Origin of the sequence: Prescottella subtropica, assembly GCF_005434945.1 — a bacterium.
GTDB lineage: Bacteria > Actinomycetota > Actinomycetes > Mycobacteriales > Mycobacteriaceae > Prescottella > Prescottella subtropica.
Map to the genome: position 1 here is coordinate 1 of NZ_SKCH01000023.1, position 16,112 is coordinate 16,112.

The window sequence follows — 16,112 nt, forward strand, 5'->3', positions numbered from 1 at the left end:
AGCTCGGATAGGGCAGACTGGTCCAGGGCCATCGCGTGGTCTCCTTGTCGTGAGTTCCTTGGTCGGTACTCACAGAGCTTCACGCGGTGGCTCTTCCGCTTCCGGGACCGACACGGTCACGGAAGCGGGGATCCCGGTTTACACCACCCCAGGGGACTCTCCCGTCCACCCGTCCGGTCAGCGGCCGGAACCCGCGCCACGACGCGGTCCAGCCGTCACCGTGCAACAGCCCCGACCACTCCCACCGGCGCGGCGTGTCGTCGCCGGTGCGCTGCAGGACCGGTGGGCGCCCGCTCGGTTCGAGCAGGCCGCGCACGGTGACGGTGTCGCCGTCGTCCGCCGGGTATTCGACGAACCGCAGCGGGAACGCGAGCACCTCCCCGACCCGGGGCGGCGGAATCTCCCCGTCCTCGATCGCCAGTTCCTCGACCAGGACGGTGAGAACACGACGGTCACGACCTGATGCACCCGCAGGAGTCATGCGCCCGAGCGTATCCGCGGGCCAGAGAGAGCAGGCTCATCGAGATCGGCGTGGGGAGTCGCACGTCGTCGCAGGGCTTGTCGCCCCGCCGCAGGCCGATTCGAGGTCGACAACCCCTGCGACCACGCGACTCGGCCTGCGACAACAATCCGAAGGCCGGCGACCCTGTACCGGCACGACGAAACCCGCATACGTGGGTACGGTCGACGCAACAGATGCGGACGGGGGAGTTCATGTTGATCGGGATCGGCGCAGCACTGCTGGGCGCAGTGTGTCACCTGTTCGGTGCGGTTCGTGGTGCCCACACGGCCGGCTGGATACTGAGCATCGTCGGCGCGCTGGCGCTGGGCGGCACGCTGTGGAATACGCATCCGGGCGTCGGTATCGCTGTCGCGGTCGGTGTTCTCGTCCTGGTCGACGGGGTGCCCGGCCTGATCTCGGGGTTCCGCCCCGGGCGCGCCACGTATCCCTGACACTCGCGTCGGTCGGTACCGTGGTGGACAGGTGCCACCATGTCCCGTCACCACTGCGAGTTCCGTTTCTACGGTGAGCTGAACGATTTCCTGCGCCCGCTGTTGCGTCGGCGGACGGTCGTGCACGTGTTCGACGGCACCCCGTCGGTGAAGGATCGGATCGAGGCGTTCGGGGTGCCGCACACCGAGGTCGATCTGATCCTGGTCGACGGGGGAGTGGTCGGCTTCGGGCGCCGACTGTGCGGCGGGGAACGGGTTGCCGTCTATCCGACGTTCCAGGCGTTCGACGGCCTGCCGCGGCTGCGGCCCCCGCCGCCGGAGCGGTTCGTCCTCGACGTGCATCTCGGCGCGCTCGCCCGCTACCTGAGACTGCTCGGTATCGACTGCGCCTACACGAACGACGCCCCGGACGACGTGCTGGTGGCGCTGTCACGCACCGAATACCGCGTCCTGCTCACCCGTGACGTGGGACTGCTGCGGCGGTCGGCCGTCGTCCACGGCGGCTTCGTCCACGAGACCGATCCGCGCCGCCAACTCCGCGAGGTGCTCGACCGGTTCCGTCTGGCCGACCGGCTCGCCCCGCTCACCCGCTGCGCCCGCTGCAACGGGATCCTCGAGGCCGCCACCCCGGCGCGCGGGGACGTCCCGGAGTCGGTGCGGGGCGAACAGGTCCGGTTCCGCCGGTGCCCCGACTGCGACCGTTTCTACTGGCCGGGCGGGCACGTCACCCGACTGCGGGGACGGCTCGCCGAGGTCGGCGTCTGGATCTGATCGCCGCCGCAGGGGCTGTCGGACGGTCGCAGACCCATTCGGTGCGGAGAACCCCTGCGACCGGTGGAGAACCCCTGCGACTCCGTGACGTCTTGCAATCTCCACTTGTAGTCATTTAGACTAAAACCATGACCACGACCACTGCAGGTTTCACGGCCGTCGAGTCGGCCACCGCGCCGGCCGACCTGTTCGGTCCTCCCGCAACGGATTCCGCGGCCCGTCGCGCCGCGCGCCGCGAGTTCCACCGGCTGTCGATGCTCGTGCACCCGGATCGGGTCGCTCCGGCCGATGCCGCCCGGGCGGCCGCGGCGTTCGCCACCGTGACGGAGCTGTACCGCAGCTGGTGCGGGGAACCGGTGGCCGCGGTGACGCTGACCGGGACGGCGGGTACCTACACCCTCGGTGGTCGGCATGCGTGCGGATCGGTCGCCGACCTGTTCCGTGCCACGGACACCGACGGCACGCCGGTGACGGTCAAGATTCCGCGCGCGGTGGCGTCGAACGTCCTGCTCGACGCGGAACGGGCCGCGCTCACCGACATCGCGGCCTCGGCCGAGCGCGGACACGACTGGCTGCGCGCCTACTTCCCGACGCTCGTCGACCGGGTCACCCACGTCGATGCCGCGTCCGGGGCCCGGCGGTCGGTGAACGTCCTCGACGCGCTCGCCGACGGCTTCGTCACCCTCGCCGACGTCCGGGCCGCGCACCCCGACGGGATCGATCCGCGGGATTGGGCGTGGATGCACCGACGGCTGCTGCGGGCCGTGGCGGCCGCGCACCGGGCCGGCTGGGTGCACACCGCGATCACCGCCGACAACGTGCTGATCCATCCGGACCGGCACGGGGTGGTGCTCGCCGGATGGTCGTTCGCGACCCGGCCCGGCGACACTCCGGCCGCGCGGATCGGGTCGCAGCGACAGTTCTATCCGCCGGACACCGCGGCGACCCCGGCGTGGGACGTGTACATGACGCACGCGCTGATGCGGCACATGCTCGCAGGCCGTGCCCCGACGGCGATGCGCCGCTTCGTGTCCGGCTGCATGCAGGACGCGCCGCGCCGGCGCCCCGACGCCGCGGACCTGCTCACCGAGTTCGACGACCTCCTCGACCGACTGTACGGGCGACGACGCTTCCGCCCGTTCGCATTCCGCACCTCGAAAGGACAGTGATCATCATGGGTTACGGCAAGTGGGACGACGACACGTTCGCTGCGGCCAAGACGTTCCGGGCCGCCCGCGGACTCGACGACTTCGGCTACACCGCCACGATGCGGTCGCGGCCGTACACCGAGTGGAAGGTGGACCCGAGCCTCGACCCGTACGGGGTGACGGCGCGGGAGTCGCGGGACTCGGACGGCCACCCGGGGTCGCTGCCGATCGCGGTGCTGTTCGACGTCACCGGCTCGATGGGCGTGGTGCCGCGGATCATGCAGGACAAGCTCGGCAAGCTGCACGGGCTGCTGCAACGCAAGGGGTACGCGGACGATCCGCAGATCCTGTTCGGTGGCATCGGCGACGCCGACAGCGATCGGGTGCCGTTGCAGGTCGGGCAGTTCGAGTCGGACAACGCGATGGACGACCAGTTGCGCACCATCTTCCTCGAGGGCGGTGGCGGCGGGCAGAAGTCGGAGAGCTACGAGCTGGCCGCCTATTTCATGGCCCGGCACATCACCACCGACGCGTGGGACCGGCGGGGCCGCAAGGGCTATCTGTTCGTCATCGGCGACGAGCTGAACAAGCCGCGGCTGTCGGCCCGGCAGGTGCGGGCCGTGATCGGTGACGATCTACGTCAGGACGTGAGCGTCGAATCGGTGTACCGGGAACTCGAGCAGCGCTGGAACGTGTACTTCGTGCTGCCGAACCAGTCGGCGTACTACACCGACCCGCAGATCGCCGAGCACTGGACGCGGCTGCTGGGCGAGCGGTTCCTCAAGCTCGACGATCCGGCGGCGGTGTGCGAACTGATAGCCCTGACCGTCGGCATCGGCGAGGACCGCATCGACCTCGGGAAGGGGCTCGCCGACCTGCGCGACATCGGCTCGGTCGACGAGGCCGCCGCGGTCGGCACCGCACTCGCCACGCTCGGCGCCACCCGCGCCCCGGTGTCGACGGCGACACTGCCGCTCGGTGATCCGGGCACCGACGACGTCACGTTCCGATGACCGGCGACATCGGGGGCCGGGACATCGGGGGCCGGGACATCGTCGTCGTCGATCTCGGGTTCGGTGACGCCGGCAAGGGCGCGACCGTCGACTGGCTGTGCTCACCCGACGCGGGCCTGGACGTGGCCGCCGTCGTCCGCTTCAACGGCGGCGCGCAGGCCGCACACAACGTGGTCGCCGACGGCCGGCACCACACCTTCTCCCAGTTCGGGGCCGGTACGTTCTCGGGTGTGCCGACGGTGCTGTCGCGGCACGTGCTCGTCGAACCGATGGCCCTGGCCGCCGAGGCGCGGGAACTCGCGACGCTGGGGGTGCCGAACCCGTTGGGGCTGTTGCACCTCGACCCGGACGCACTGCTCACCACCCCGATCCATGTGGCCGCCAACCGGACCCGTGAGGACGCTCGCGGGGACGGTCGGCACGGGTCGTGCGGCAAGGGCATCGGGGAGACGGCGGCGTATGCGCTCGCGCACCCGGACGCGCCGACCGTCGGCGACTGCCGGACACCGGACCGGTTGCGCGCCAAGCTCACCCGGATGCGTCACGTGTACGGTCCGCTGCTGGACGGCGGCCGGCACCGCCTTCCCGACCTCGACGACCTGGTTGCGATGTACACCGAGTTCGCGGCCGCGGTCCGCATCGTCGACGGCGGCGGTCTCGCCGACCTCGCCGCGCGGGGACGGTTGGTGTTCGAGGGTGCGCAGGGCGTTCTGCTCGACGAGTGGCGCGGCTTCCACCCGCACACCACGTGGTCCACCGTCGAACCGTCGAACGCGCACGTGCTGCTCGACGAGATCGGCCGCGACGGCTACGTGCTCGGTGTGACCCGCACCTACACGACGCGGCACGGTGCCGGACCGCACCCCACCGAGGATCCGTCACTCGCCGCGGCCCTGCCGGAGATACACAACGGGACCGGCCGCTACCAGGGTGCGTTCCGGGTGGGGCACCTCGACGAGGTGCTGTTGCGGTACGCCGTCGACGTGTGCGGTCGCGTCGACGGGCTCGCGGTCACCCACCTCGACGCCGTCGCCCGCGCGGCGGCGGCCGGTGTCCCGCTCCGGACGGGACGGTTCTACCCCGGATTCGGGGACCGGATCGCGCCCGGGCCGTGGCGCGACCTCGACCACCAGCAGCGGCTCACCGACGCCCTCGACGCGGTCTCCGTCGACTACGCGCCGCTCGACCCGGCCGGGGTGCTCGACCGGATCGCGGACGTCACCGGCGTCCCCGTCGTGCTCACCGCGCACGGACCGGACCGGGCCGACCGCCGGGTCGCCGCACCCGTTGCCGCATGATCGACGGCATGGATCAGTCCGCCGTCTCCGTTGACGTGCTCGCCCTCCGGTTCGGTGACCCCGAGCCGGGCCGGTTGCGGTACGCGGTCGCCCCACGCAGCTGGGAGCCGTACACCGGGCAACTCGCACTGCCCGGTGTGCTGCTCGGGGCGGGGGAGCGGCTGCGGGACGCCGCCCGCCGCGCCGTCACCACGAAACTCGGTGTCCCCGACGGATCCGTCGCCGCCACCGGTCAGCTCGCGGTGTTCGACGAGCCGCACCGCGACCCGCGCGGCCCGACCCTGTCGGTGACGATGTGGGCCGTCGTCACCGACGGTGGCGCTCCGGACACGCGTTGGCTGGGCTTCGGCGAGCCCGCCGAGCCCGCCGATCTCGCATTCGACCACGACCGGATCGTCGCCGACGGCCGGGCGATCGCCGGCGATCGGCTCCTGTGGCACGACCGGGTGTTCACGCGCGCCTTGCTCGGCCCCGAGTTCCCGGCCACCTACGCCGTCGAGGTCACCACCGCGCTCACCGGCGCCCGGCCCGACGCCGGCAACCTCAACCGCACCCTGAAGAACCTGCCCGGCCTCGAACGTACCGACGAACGGGTGCGAGTCCAGGCGACGGGCCGGCCGGCGGTCGTGTGGCGGTGGACCGAGCGGTGACGCGGCTCAGGGCCGCGGCGCCGCTTCGGTGAGCCGCGCCCGCACCCCGTCGACGAACAGGGCGAGACCGAAGTCGAACCGCACCTGTGGATCACCGTCGAGCAGTTCGTCGTCGGAGCCGAGGTCGGCGCCCGTCTCGGTGTCCGGGGAGGCCGGGGTGCGGGTGAGGGCGCCCATCTCCGCCAGTTGGGCGCGGGACTGTTCGTCGACGGTGTGCCCGAGCACGAAGTACAGCAGCGTGTACGCCGCGAGTTCGGCGTAGGGGCGGGGCAGGCCGGCCCGGACCCCGGCGCCCACGAAACTTTCCCGCGCCAGATTCGACGTCATCCGCGACGCGTACGTCGCCGCCACCAGTTCGGCGCCGTCGCGGTGCGCGAGCAGGGCGCCACGGAGCCGGTGTGCGAGTTCGGCGATGCCGTCGTCCCACCGCTCCGACGTCACCGGGGCGTCGACGCCCTCGAGGATGCGGTCGGCCATCGCGCCCAGCAGCGTCTGCTTGTTGGGGAAATGCCAGTACAGGGCGCCCGGCTGCACGCCGAGCGAGGTCGCGAGTCGTCGCATCGTCAGGTCGGCGAGACCGTACTCGTCGAGGATCGCCATCGCGCCGTCGAGGACGTCGCCGCGTCGTAGCTGCACCGATCTGCTCCTGCCGATTACCGGGTGGTCCTTTGACACTAATCGACCGCCGCTCTAACGTGAACGCCGTTCAACTTGTACGGTGTTCAAGTCTTCTTCAGGAGCGTGCAGTGACCCAGGCCCCCGACATTCTCGAGATCGCCCGCGACCAGGTCCTGGGCCGCGGTGAAGGATTGACCCAGGAGCAGGTGCTCGCGGTCCTGACACTCGACGACGGCCGTCTCGAGGACCTGCTCGCCCTCGCTCACGACGTGCGGATGCAGTGGTGCGGCCCGGAAGTGGAGGTCGAGGGCATCATCAGCCTCAAGACCGGCGGCTGCCCCGAGGACTGCCACTTCTGTTCACAGTCCGGGCTGTTCGCGTCCCCGGTCCGGTCGGCGTGGCTGGACATCCCCAGCCTCGTCGAGGCCGCGAAGCAGACCGCGAAGACCGGCGCCACCGAGTTCTGCATCGTCGCCGCGGTCCGCGGCCCGGACGCCAAACTGCTCGCGCAGGTCGCCGCCGGGATCGAGGCGATCCGCAGCGAGGTCGACATCCAGATCGCGTGTTCGCTCGGCATGCTCACCCAGGAGCAGGTGGAGCACCTCGCGGCGATGGGTGTGCACCGCTACAACCACAACCTCGAGACCGCGGAGTCGTACTTCCCGAACGTCGTCACCACCCACACGTGGGAGGAACGCTGGGACACACTGCGCATGGTGCGCGAGGCCGGCATGGAGGTGTGCTGCGGCGGCATCCTCGGCATGGGGGAGACGCTCGAGCAGCGCGCCGAGTTCGCCGCGAACCTCGCCGCCCTCGACCCCGACGAGGTGCCGCTGAACTTCTTCAACCCGCGTCCGGGCACCCCGTTCGGGGACCTCGACGTGCTGCCGGCATCCGAGGCCCTCAAGGCCGTCGCCGCGTTCCGGCTGGCGCTGCCGCGCACGATCCTGCGGTTCGCGGGCGGACGCGAGATCACCCTCGGTGACCTCGGCGCCAAGCAGGGCATCCTCGGTGGCATCAACGCCGTCATCGTCGGCAACTACCTCACCACCCTCGGCCGGCCCGCCGAATCCGACCTGGACCTGCTCGTCGACCTCGAAATGCCGATCAAGGCGCTCAATGCCACGATCTGACGCCCCACGCTTCGACCCGTTCACCGGCCGCCCCGCCGGCACCGACGACGTCGTATCGATGTCCGCGCGACTGGGTCTCGAACCGCCCCGGTTCTGTGCGGAGTGCGGCCGGCGCATGGTCGTGCAGATCAGCCCCGACGGATGGTGGGCCGAGTGTTCCCGTCACGGTGTCCTCGATTCGGCCACGCTCGGACGCAGGTAACGTCGCGCGGGTGACGACATCTCCGCATTCGCCCCGGCGCACCCTCGCGCGGATCACCGGCCTGCTCACGGTGGTCGGCGCGCTCGCCGGGGTCGTGTGGGCGCTGCTCGCGCCGGGCGTGCGGATGCTCGTCGTCGAGCAGGACCGGGGTGTCCTGCTGACCTCCGAATCGCAGCACCATTTCGTGGCGACCGCGATGTTCTGCGGCATCGGCCTGGTGGTCGGGGTGCTGTCGGCGGTCGTGGTGTGGGGGGTGCGGCGGGTGCGTGGGCCGGCTGCGGTGGCCGTGCTGGTCGTCGGGTCCGGTCTGAGCGCGGGGGCCGCGATCCTCGCCGGAGCCGGGGTGGCGTCGCTGCGCTTCCCGGACGTGGATTCGCCGGCCGTGGGATCCATCATTGCGGTCGCGCCCGGTATCGGGACACCGACGGTGCTGATCGTGCAGCCGCTCTTCGCGGCCCTGACCTATCTGCTGCTCGCCGGCATGAGCCCGCACGACGACCTCGACACCGGGGCGGTCACGGAACCGGCCGATCCCGCTGCAGTGCCTTCGCCGCTCGCGCCGTGAACGTCGTGAACGCGGTGGCGTCGACGATCCTGCCGGAACAGGTGGTGGGTGACACCACTCGGACTGGGGACGATATCGAGATGGAACCGGTCGTGCAGGTTGCCGGGGAACTGTCGCAGGGGTTGTCCGACTGTCGCAGGCCCATTCGCCGGGGAGAAACCCTGCGACGATGGGACACCCCCTGAGACAGTGTCGCTCGCCGTTCGTCGTCGGGGAACGGGCGCCTTCCGGCGGGATGCCCCACACGTCACTGCCGGCCCGCCGCGCACTCACCCCGGCGGGCGCAGTGCCGCGAATTCGTCGGTGACGCGTAGGCGGGCGTCGGTGAAGCGGTAGAGGGCGGCGGGGCGGCCGCCGGCGCGACCGGAGCGGGCGGTGTTGCCGGTGGCGGTGATGACGCGGCGGCGGGTGAGGACGCGTTGCAGATTGGTGGTGTCCACCTGGTATCCGAGTGCGGCGCAATAGATGTCGCGCAGGGTGGAGAGGGTGAATTCGTCGGGGGCGAGGGCGAACGCGATGTTGGTGTACGACAGTTTCGCGGCGAGACGGGTGCGGGCGTGGTCGACGACGGTGCCGTGGTCGAACGACATCGGTGGCAGCGCGGACACGGGATGCCATGCGGTGTCGGGGGGGAGCCGGGGATCGGCGGGCAGTGGGACGAGGCCCAGGTAGGTGGAGGCGATACGCCGGTCGCCGGGAACCCGGTGTGGGTCGCTGAACACCGACAACTGTTCGAGGTGGGCGACGTCGCGGACGTCGACCTTCTCGGCGAGCTGACGTCGGGCGGAGGTGGCGAGGTCCTCGTCGTCGCCGAGGGTGCCGCCGGGCAGGGACCACGTGCCGGACTGGGGGTCGAGGGCGCGCTGCCACAGCAGCACCATGAGCTCGTCACCTGCGGCGACACCGTCCGGTCCGGGGCGAACCTGGAACACCGCGGTGAGGACTTCGTGGACGGTGCTACCATGTGGCATGTTTTCGATCCTAAGTCGAAAACCTCGATTTCGGAAATTCGGGCCGGCCCGCCCGAGTTGGAGTGACGGGGTTGCCGAGCGGTCCCGTGAAGAAGGAGTGGCCATGACGTCAACGGTGTGGGCGGGTGCTGCCGGACAGATCCAGGACGGTCCCGGTGGATACACCGGCATCGAGGCCGGGCCCGAGTGGGCGGCCGAGGTGCGTCGTCTGGCGAAGGAACGGAACGCCACGATCCTGGCGCACAACTATCAGCTGCCCGAGATCCAGGACGTCGCCGACCATGTCGGTGACTCGCTGGCGCTCTCGCGGATCGCTGCGGAGGCCGAAGAGGGCACCATCGTGTTCTGCGGTGTGCACTTCATGGCCGAGACCGCGAAGATCCTCAGCCCGGAGAAGACGGTGCTGATCCCGGACGAGCGGGCCGGCTGCTCGCTCGCCGACTCGATTACCGCCGACCAGTTGCGGGAGTGGAAGGCCGAGCGCCCCGACGCGCTGGTGGTGTCGTACGTCAACACCACCGCCGAGGTGAAGGGTCTGACGGACATCTGCTGCACGTCGTCGAACGCGGTCGACGTCGTCGCCTCGATCGACGCCGACCGGGAGGTGCTGTTCCTGCCGGACCAGTTCCTCGGTGCCCACGTCAAGCGCGTCACCGGACGGACGAACATGCACATCTGGGCCGGCGAATGCCACGTCCACGCGGGCATCAACGGCGACGAGCTCACCGCGAAGGCGAAGAGCCACCCGGACGCCGAACTGTTCGTGCACCCCGAATGTGGTTGCGCCACCTCGGCGCTCTACCTCGCCGGCGAGGGTTTCGTGCCGGAGGACAAGGTCAAGATCCTCTCGACGGGCGGCATGCTCGACGCGGCCCGGGAGACCGGTGCCACGCAGGTGCTCGTCGCCACCGAGGTCGGCATGCTGCACCAGCTGCGCAAGGCGGCGCCGGGCGTCGACTTCCAGGCAGTCAACGATCGCGCGTCGTGCCCGTACATGAAGATGATCACCCCGGCCGCGCTGCTGCGCTGCCTCGCCGAGGGCAAGGACGAGGTCCACGTCGCCGCCGACGTCGCGGAGCGGGCCCGCAAGTCGGTGCAGCGCATGATCGAGATCGGCAACCCGGGCGGCGGCGAGTAATGCCCGCCGCGGCCGGGAACGAGGGGGTGCAGTGGGAGGCCCGTGCGGACCTGGTCGTCGTCGGTGGTGGGGTCGCGGGTCTGACCGCGGCCCGCACCGCCGCACAGCGGGGCCTGACGGTGCTCGTGCTGAGCAAGGGTGGCCCCACCGACACCGCCACCCAGTACGCGCAGGGCGGCATCGCGGTGGTGGGGGATCCGCGGACCGACTCGGTGGATTCGCACACCGGTGACACGTGCGTCGCCGGGGTCGGACTGTGCGACGGGGTCGCGGTCCGGTCGATCGTGTCGGCCGGGCGGGAGGCGTTCGCCGCGCTCACCGCGCTCGGGGCGGTGTTCGACGTCGGCTCCGACGGGCACATCTCCCGGACCCGTGAGGGCGGGCACAGCACCCGCCGCATCGTGCACGCCGGCGGTGACGCGACCGGCGCCGAGGTGCAACGGGCGCTCAATGCGGCCGGGATGCCGGTGATCTTCGGGGCCGCCGCGGCCCGCGTCACCACCGACGCCCGCGGCGTCACCGGTGTGATCGTGGTGTCCGACAAAGGACTCGGTGTCGTCCACGCCCCGACGGTGGCGCTCGCGACGGGCGGCCTGGGACAGCTGTACTCGTGCAGCACCAACCCGGCGGGCGCGACCGGCGACGGTATCGCGCTCGCCCTCGAGGCGGGTGCGACGGTCGCCGACCTCGAGTTCGTCCAGTTCCATCCCACCGTGCTGTTCGCGCCGGGCGGGACCGGACGCCGGCCCCTGGTCAGCGAGGCGGTGCGCGGCGAGGGTGCCCGCCTGGTCGACGCCGACGGCCGTTCGGTCACCGACGGTGTGCACCCGCAGGGGGATCTGGCGCCGCGGGACGTCGTCTCCCGGGCGATCGCCCGCCGGTTGCGCGAGACCGGAACCGACCACGTGTACCTCGACGCCCGGCACCTGACCGGGTTCGCCGCCCGGTTCCCGACCGTCACGGCGTCGTGCCTGGCCGCGGGTATCGACCCGGCCCACCAACTGATTCCGGTCGCCCCGGCCGCGCACTACTCGTGCGGCGGCGTCGTCACCGACGTGCACGGGCGCACCGGGGTGCCGGGCCTGTTCGCGGTCGGCGAGGTCGCCCGCACCGGACTGCACGGCGCGAACCGGTTGGCGTCCAACAGTCTCCTCGAGGGTCTGGTCGTCGGGGAACGCGTCGGACACGCCGCGATCGAGCGGGCGGGACTGCCCGTGGAGGCCGACGATCTGCTGCTGCCGTTCCGGCGCCGGACGCCCCGCGACCGGGTGCAGGCACTGATGACCGCGCACGCATCCGTCGTCCGTGACGGTGCCGGACTCGATACGGCGGCAACTGAACTGCGCACCGGCGCAGTCGTGGTCGCCGGCCACGGCCGCGCCCTCGAGGACACCGCGCTCGCGGTCGCGGCGTCGGCGCTGGTGCTGGCGGCGTCGCAGCGGCGGGAGAGTCGCGGCTGTCACACTCGCGTCGACCATCCGGACACGTCCGACGCCTTCCGGCGCAGCATCCCCGTGCGGATCGGCCGCGACGGCGAACTCGAGTCGGCGGATGCCGACGTATTGCTATCGATAGGAGCACAGTGAGCACCACGCAGGACCGACTCGATCCGCAGGAGACGCTCGCCCTGGTGCGCACCGCACTGGACGAGGACCTCCGCTACGGCCCGGACGTCACGTCGGTGGCCACCGTGCCCGCCGACGCCGTCGCCGAGGCGTCCGTGGTCAGCCGCGCGGTCGGCACCGTCGCCGGTGTCGACGTCGGCCTGGTGGTGCTCGACGAGGTGATCGGTGCCGGCAACTACGAGGTGATCCACCGGGTCGCCGACGGCACCCGCGTCGTGCCGGGCGACGCCGTCCTCACGGTGAAGGCGCCGACGCTGGCACTGCTCACCGCCGAACGCACGATGCTCAACCTGATGTGCCACCTGTCCGGGATCGCGACCGCGACGGCGGCATGGGTCGACGCCGTCGACGGTACCGACTGCAAGATCCGGGACAGTCGTAAGACGCTGCCCGGGCTGCGCGGCCTGCAGAAGTACGCGGTCCGCGCCGGGGGCGGCGTCAACCACCGGATGGGACTCGGTGACGCGGCGCTCATCAAGGACAACCACGTCGTCGCGGCCGGGTCGGTCGTCGCCGCGCTGCGCGCGGTGAAGGCGGTCGCCCCCGACATCGAGTGCGAGGTGGAGGTCGACACCCTCGAGCAGTTGGATGCGGTCCTCGCCGAGGGTGCGGAACTTGTTCTGCTGGACAACTTTCCGCTGTGGCAGACGCAGACTGCGGTGCAGCGCCGCGACACGGTCTCGCCGTCCACCCGGCTCGAGTCGTCCGGCGGGCTGACCCTCGACGTGGCCGCCGACTACGCCGCGACCGGTGTCGACTACCTCGCCGTCGGCGCGCTCACCCACTCGGTGACGGTCCTCGACCTCGGCCTGGACATGTGACGCGTAGCGTGGAGGCATGAGCGACTCGAACGTTGTCGCAGTCGATCGAGGTCCACGCCGGATAGCCCGCCGGGTCACGGTGGCGGCGGCGCCGTCGACGGTGTTCGCCCTGATCGCCGATCCACGTCGGCATCACGAACTGGACGGTTCGGGGACGGTGCGCGGCGCCGTGTCCGGGCCGGACCGACTCGGCCCCGACTCTGCGTTCACCGTGTCGATGACGATGTTCGGGGTGCCGTACCGGATCACGAGCCGAGTGGTCGATTTCGACGACGGACGTGTCGTCGAGTGGAGACACCCGCTCGGTCATCACTGGCGCTGGGAACTCGAGGAGACCGCGCCGGGACGCACGTCGGTGACCGAGGTGTTCGACTATTCGATGGTGCGGTTCCCCCAGTGGGTGCAGTGGATGGGGTTCCGGGCGAGGAACGAGCAGGGCATCACGGCCACGCTCGCCCGTCTGCGCGAGCGTTACCCCGACGCGTGACCGATCTGCGGCGCAGTGGCGGGGTGTGGTGATTCCCCACCCTGGGGTCTCTTTCCCGGGTGTCCGCCCAGGTCGAAAATGGTATGTGTCCGGATCGGTGCGGCCGTGGACACATCGCGGCCCTCCGGCATCACATCCACAGGTGGAGGAGCCATGCTCGGAATCGCATTGGGATTGGGCGCCGCGGCATTCTCGATCGGACTCAGCGCGATAGGGCTGGGGATCGGTCTCATGCTCAGTGACGCGTCGGTCAAGCACGATGTCCGTCGACTCACCCGTTGAACAGTGGGTCGACACCACGCAGGGACGGGTGCGGGCCCAGGTCCGCGCACGTACCCGGCATCCGGTGGCGTGGCTGCGTTCGGCGGTCACCCACCGGCGTGGTGTCGGGACGCGGCCCGCGTCGGCCGGTGCCGACGAGGTCCTCGACCGGCTCACCGACCTGCCGGTGAGTGTGTGGACCTACGGGTTCGATCATCCGTCGGTCCGGCATCTGGGTCCGATGTCGCAGGACTTCGCGACCGCGTTCGGTCTCGGCGCATCCACCCACCGGATCGACCCGGTCGACGCGATCGGCGTGTGCATGGCGAGCATCCAGGCCCTGCAGCGGCGGGTCGCCGCACTGGAGGCGGAACTGGAACGCCGGGAGTGACGCTCACACCGCGGCCGCGAGTGCGGCCGCGGCCACGAAGAACAGTGCCGCGAACACCCTGCTCGTGGCGAGCTGCTGACGGGGCGACCGCAGTGCCCGCAGCAGTCGTGCGGCGAGGCCCGTGTACCCGGTCATGACGGCCGTGTCGACGGCCACCATCGTCGCGGCCATGAGCGCGTACTGCGGCAGCAGCGGGGCGGACGGGTCCAGGAACTGCGGCAGCACCGCGAGCATGAACACGATCGCCTTCGGATTGCTCGCATTGACGAGGAACGCCCGCGTCACCAGCGCCGCCGCCGACCCCCGTCCGTCGCCGTCCGTCACCTCGATCTCGACGGGCGTCGAACGCCACTGCCGCACACCGAGATACGCGAGATAGGCGACGCCGAACCATTTCACGGTCAGGAACGCGGTCGTCGAACCGGCCAGTAGTGCGCCCACCCCGGCCGCGACGATCGCGATCTGCAGCAGCAGCGCCAGTTGCAACCCGAGGATGTTCCAGTATCCGCGCCGGAACCCGTGCTGCAGGCCCGTCGACATCGACGCGATCGCGCCGGCCCCCGGCGACAGACTGATCACCCAGGCAGCGCCGAAGAACGCCGACCAGAGCTGCCACGACACGGGGTCGAAGTGTAGGCCTAGCTGCCGCTGCTGCCGCTACCGAGGCAACTGAACAGCGGGTCGACGAGTGAGCAGAACGCGGCCGGCCGCACCGGGTGGTAGTCGTCGGGCACGCCGTCGGCCGCAACGACGTCCCGATACGTGGTCACCGCATCGGTGGGCCGTCGGGTCAGCGCAGGGTCGGTGACGGCGTCGACCGTGTACAGGCCGAAACGCGGCCGGTACGAACCCCATTCGTAGTTGTCGGTGATCGACCAGTAGTTGTAGCCGATCACGTCGGCGCCGTCCGCCCGCGCCCGCTCGATCCAGTAGACGTGATCGCGCAGGTGATCCGACCGGGTGTAGCCGTCCGGGCGGGGCTGCCCGTCGTCGGTGGCCATCCCGTTCTCGACGACGTACAGCGGCATGCCGGGCAGCTTCCGGTGGTACGCCGTCAGGGCGTGGTAGATCCCGTCCGGTTGCGGGACGACATCGTAGAACCGGTCGGTTGCGGCCGCGATCGCCGTGACGTTGTCGAGCGAGGCGCCGTAGTAGTAGTCGATGCCCAGGAAATCGAGCTTGTCGGTGACCCGGTCGACGAACAGCGGATCGAGCGCCCCGAACACCGCCGGGACGAACGCCAGGTTGCTGCCGACGCGGGCGGTCGGATCGAGGGCGTGGATGCGGTCGTAGATCTCCCGGTGGGCGCGGGTCATGCCGTCGAACATCCGGGGAACGTCGGTGAGCGAGATCCCGCCGTAGGTGAGTTCGCGCTGCGCGTACGTCGTCGGCTCGTTGAACGTGATCCAGATCGCCCCGACGTCCCGGTAGCGGTCGACGACCTTCCCGGCGTTGACGAGCCAGTCGTCGACGGTCCGCGGGTCGGCCCAGCCGCCCCGGTCGGCGATCCAGCCCGGGTACACCCAGTGGTCGAGGGTGATCATCGGCGTCATGCCGTGGTCGCGGATCCGCCGGACGACGTCGTCGTAGTAGGCGAACTCGGTCTCGTCCCACCGGCCCGGTTCGGGCTGCACCCGTGCCCACTCGACACCGAACCGGAACACGTCGACTCCGAGGCCCGCCGCGTTGTCGATGTCCTCGGCGTAGCGGTGCCGGAAGTCGACGGCATTCCCGACCGGGTCGTCGGTGCGGCCCGCCGCCGAGTAGCGCACCCAGTTGCTGTCCGGGGCCGAGCCTTCCGACTGGAATCCGGACGTCGCGACACCCCACAGGAAGTCGTCCCCCAGTGGTCCGGCCACGGCGGTCGAGGGTGCGGCGATCGGAACGGTGGCCAGTGCGACGGCCAGCGCGGTGGCGGCCAGTGCGGCAGCGAGGTCGGCCATGCCGGAACTCTAGAACGATCGATTGTCCGGACAGGTGTCTTTTCGGAAAGCGGCAGTTCACGGGCCGCGCCGTGTGCGCGTGGGACCGGAGGGCGACCGTGTTGCACCGATCACGGATAATCG

General features: G+C 70.7%; 19 protein-coding genes. 14 read left to right on the forward strand and 5 right to left on the reverse strand.

Features of this window, described 5'->3' with window-relative positions; translation table 11 throughout:
• Nucleotides 1–79 precede the first annotated feature (79 nt).
• Entirely contained in the window at nucleotides 80–481 is a 402-nt protein-coding gene (locus E0497_RS16670) for a hypothetical protein (RefSeq protein ID WP_241665936.1), read from the reverse strand.
• Nucleotides 482–714: 233 nt separating this feature from the next.
• Between E0497_RS16670 and E0497_RS16675 the strand changes: the two genes are divergently transcribed.
• The 6 genes from E0497_RS16675 (at nucleotide 715) to E0497_RS16700 (ending at nucleotide 5,834) form a co-directional block, all read left to right on the forward strand.
• On the forward strand, nucleotides 715–954 hold the full coding sequence (locus E0497_RS16675; protein ID WP_137725918.1) for a hypothetical protein: 240 nt from the start codon (nucleotides 715–717) through the stop codon (nucleotides 952–954).
• Nucleotides 955–993: 39 nt separating this feature from the next.
• The gene (locus tag E0497_RS16680) at nucleotides 994–1,725 is read left to right on the forward strand and encodes a Mut7-C RNAse domain-containing protein (RefSeq protein ID WP_137725919.1); all 732 of its coding nucleotides are present in this window, start codon (nucleotides 994–996) and stop codon (nucleotides 1,723–1,725) included.
• A 128-nt stretch (nucleotides 1,726–1,853) separates the two neighbouring features.
• Nucleotides 1,854–2,894, forward strand: coding sequence for a protein kinase family protein (locus E0497_RS16685; protein ID WP_137725920.1), 1,041 nt, complete (start codon nucleotides 1,854–1,856; stop codon nucleotides 2,892–2,894).
• 5 nt (nucleotides 2,895–2,899) lie between these two features.
• Nucleotides 2,900–3,886, forward strand: a complete 987-nt coding sequence (locus E0497_RS16690) for a hypothetical protein (protein WP_137725921.1) — start codon at nucleotides 2,900–2,902, stop codon at nucleotides 3,884–3,886.
• Complete coding sequence (locus E0497_RS16695; RefSeq protein WP_137725922.1) at nucleotides 3,883–5,184, forward strand: adenylosuccinate synthetase; 1,302 nt, start codon at nucleotides 3,883–3,885, stop codon at nucleotides 5,182–5,184. The genes E0497_RS16690 and E0497_RS16695 overlap by 4 nt, the downstream gene beginning before the upstream one ends.
• An 8-nt stretch (nucleotides 5,185–5,192) precedes the next feature.
• Nucleotides 5,193–5,834, forward strand: a complete 642-nt coding sequence (locus tag E0497_RS16700; protein WP_137725923.1) for an NUDIX hydrolase — start codon at nucleotides 5,193–5,195, stop codon at nucleotides 5,832–5,834.
• Between the two features lie 6 nt (nucleotides 5,835–5,840).
• Here E0497_RS16700 and E0497_RS16705 read toward each other — a convergent pair whose 3' ends face one another.
• On the reverse strand, nucleotides 5,841–6,470 hold the full coding sequence (locus tag E0497_RS16705; protein WP_137725924.1) for a TetR/AcrR family transcriptional regulator C-terminal domain-containing protein: 630 nt from the start codon (nucleotides 6,468–6,470) through the stop codon (nucleotides 5,841–5,843).
• Between the two features lie 110 nt (nucleotides 6,471–6,580).
• Here E0497_RS16705 and bioB point away from each other — a divergent pair, with 110 nt between their 5' ends.
• The 3 genes from bioB to E0497_RS16720 are packed head-to-tail and all read left to right on the forward strand — an operon-like array spanning nucleotide 6,581 to nucleotide 8,352.
• On the forward strand, nucleotides 6,581–7,585 hold the full coding sequence (bioB, locus tag E0497_RS16710) for a biotin synthase BioB (protein ID WP_137725925.1): 1,005 nt from the start codon (nucleotides 6,581–6,583) through the stop codon (nucleotides 7,583–7,585).
• The gene (gene bsaP / locus E0497_RS16715; protein ID WP_137725926.1) at nucleotides 7,572–7,787 is read left to right on the forward strand and encodes a biotin synthase auxiliary protein BsaP; all 216 of its coding nucleotides are present in this window, start codon (nucleotides 7,572–7,574) and stop codon (nucleotides 7,785–7,787) included. Before bioB ends, bsaP begins: the two co-directional genes overlap by 14 nt.
• A gap of 10 nt (nucleotides 7,788–7,797) precedes the next feature.
• Nucleotides 7,798–8,352 (forward strand): DUF2567 domain-containing protein, encoded by a 555-nt coding sequence (locus E0497_RS16720; RefSeq protein WP_241665937.1) that lies wholly within the window; start codon nucleotides 7,798–7,800, stop codon nucleotides 8,350–8,352.
• Nucleotides 8,353–8,621: 269 nt separating this feature from the next.
• Here E0497_RS16720 and E0497_RS16730 read toward each other — a convergent pair whose 3' ends face one another.
• Nucleotides 8,622–9,323: an NUDIX hydrolase gene (locus tag E0497_RS16730; protein ID WP_137725927.1), complete on the reverse strand. Its 702-nt coding sequence runs from the start codon at nucleotides 9,321–9,323 to the stop codon at nucleotides 8,622–8,624.
• A 103-nt stretch (nucleotides 9,324–9,426) separates the two neighbouring features.
• On the opposite strand from E0497_RS16730, the gene nadA reads away from it, so the two are divergent.
• The 5 genes from nadA to E0497_RS16755 all read left to right on the forward strand — a co-directional run bounded on the left by nadA (nucleotide 9,427) and on the right by E0497_RS16755 (nucleotide 14,046).
• Nucleotides 9,427–10,461, forward strand: coding sequence for a quinolinate synthase NadA (nadA, locus tag E0497_RS16735; protein WP_137725928.1), 1,035 nt, complete (start codon nucleotides 9,427–9,429; stop codon nucleotides 10,459–10,461).
• Nucleotides 10,461–12,047 carry an L-aspartate oxidase gene (locus tag E0497_RS16740; protein WP_137725929.1) on the forward strand — a complete coding sequence of 529 codons (1,587 nt, stop codon included), beginning with the start codon at nucleotides 10,461–10,463 and terminating at the stop codon, nucleotides 12,045–12,047. The genes nadA and E0497_RS16740 overlap by 1 nt, the downstream gene beginning before the upstream one ends.
• Entirely contained in the window at nucleotides 12,044–12,907 is an 864-nt protein-coding gene (gene nadC, locus E0497_RS16745; protein ID WP_137725930.1) for a carboxylating nicotinate-nucleotide diphosphorylase, read from the forward strand. Before E0497_RS16740 ends, nadC begins: the two co-directional genes overlap by 4 nt.
• 16 nt (nucleotides 12,908–12,923) lie before the next feature.
• Nucleotides 12,924–13,394: an SRPBCC family protein gene (locus tag E0497_RS16750; RefSeq protein ID WP_137725931.1), complete on the forward strand. Its 471-nt coding sequence runs from the start codon at nucleotides 12,924–12,926 to the stop codon at nucleotides 13,392–13,394.
• A gap of 259 nt (nucleotides 13,395–13,653) precedes the next feature.
• Nucleotides 13,654–14,046 carry a tail fiber domain-containing protein gene (locus E0497_RS16755; protein WP_137725932.1) on the forward strand — a complete coding sequence of 131 codons (393 nt, stop codon included), beginning with the start codon at nucleotides 13,654–13,656 and terminating at the stop codon, nucleotides 14,044–14,046.
• A gap of 3 nt (nucleotides 14,047–14,049) precedes the next feature.
• On the opposite strand, the gene E0497_RS16760 is transcribed toward E0497_RS16755, so the two are convergent.
• Both E0497_RS16760 and E0497_RS16765 read right to left on the reverse strand, forming a co-directional pair.
• Nucleotides 14,050–14,667: a LysE family transporter gene (locus E0497_RS16760; protein ID WP_137725933.1), complete on the reverse strand. Its 618-nt coding sequence runs from the start codon at nucleotides 14,665–14,667 to the stop codon at nucleotides 14,050–14,052.
• A gap of 17 nt (nucleotides 14,668–14,684) precedes the next feature.
• Entirely contained in the window at nucleotides 14,685–15,989 is a 1,305-nt protein-coding gene (locus E0497_RS16765) for a glycoside hydrolase family 1 protein (protein WP_137725934.1), read from the reverse strand.
• Between the last annotated feature and the right edge of the window lie 123 nt (nucleotides 15,990–16,112).

Bases quoted from the DNA above. Each gene is read 5' to 3' on its own strand.
- E0497_RS16670 (WP_241665936.1), bottom strand. From the start codon at position 481: ATGACTCCTGCGGGTGCATCAGGTCGTGACCGTCGTGTTCTCACCGTC.
- E0497_RS16675 (WP_137725918.1), top strand. From the start codon at position 715: ATGTTGATCGGGATCGGCGCAGCACTGCTGGGCGCAGTGTGTCACCTG.
- E0497_RS16680 (WP_137725919.1), top strand. From the start codon at position 994: ATGTCCCGTCACCACTGCGAGTTCCGTTTCTACGGTGAGCTGAACGAT.
- E0497_RS16685 (WP_137725920.1), top strand. From the start codon at position 1,854: ATGACCACGACCACTGCAGGTTTCACGGCCGTCGAGTCGGCCACCGCG.
- E0497_RS16690 (WP_137725921.1), top strand. From the start codon at position 2,900: ATGGGTTACGGCAAGTGGGACGACGACACGTTCGCTGCGGCCAAGACG.
- E0497_RS16695 (WP_137725922.1), top strand. From the start codon at position 3,883: ATGACCGGCGACATCGGGGGCCGGGACATCGGGGGCCGGGACATCGTC.
- E0497_RS16700 (WP_137725923.1), top strand. From the start codon at position 5,193: ATGGATCAGTCCGCCGTCTCCGTTGACGTGCTCGCCCTCCGGTTCGGT.
- bsaP (WP_137725926.1), top strand. From the start codon at position 7,572: ATGCCACGATCTGACGCCCCACGCTTCGACCCGTTCACCGGCCGCCCC.
- E0497_RS16730 (WP_137725927.1), bottom strand. From the start codon at position 9,323: ATGCCACATGGTAGCACCGTCCACGAAGTCCTCACCGCGGTGTTCCAG.
- nadA (WP_137725928.1), top strand. From the start codon at position 9,427: ATGACGTCAACGGTGTGGGCGGGTGCTGCCGGACAGATCCAGGACGGT.
- E0497_RS16740 (WP_137725929.1), top strand. From the start codon at position 10,461: ATGCCCGCCGCGGCCGGGAACGAGGGGGTGCAGTGGGAGGCCCGTGCG.
- E0497_RS16750 (WP_137725931.1), top strand. From the start codon at position 12,924: ATGAGCGACTCGAACGTTGTCGCAGTCGATCGAGGTCCACGCCGGATA.
- E0497_RS16755 (WP_137725932.1), top strand. From the start codon at position 13,654: ATGTCCGTCGACTCACCCGTTGAACAGTGGGTCGACACCACGCAGGGA.
- E0497_RS16765 (WP_137725934.1), bottom strand. From the start codon at position 15,989: ATGGCCGACCTCGCTGCCGCACTGGCCGCCACCGCGCTGGCCGTCGCA.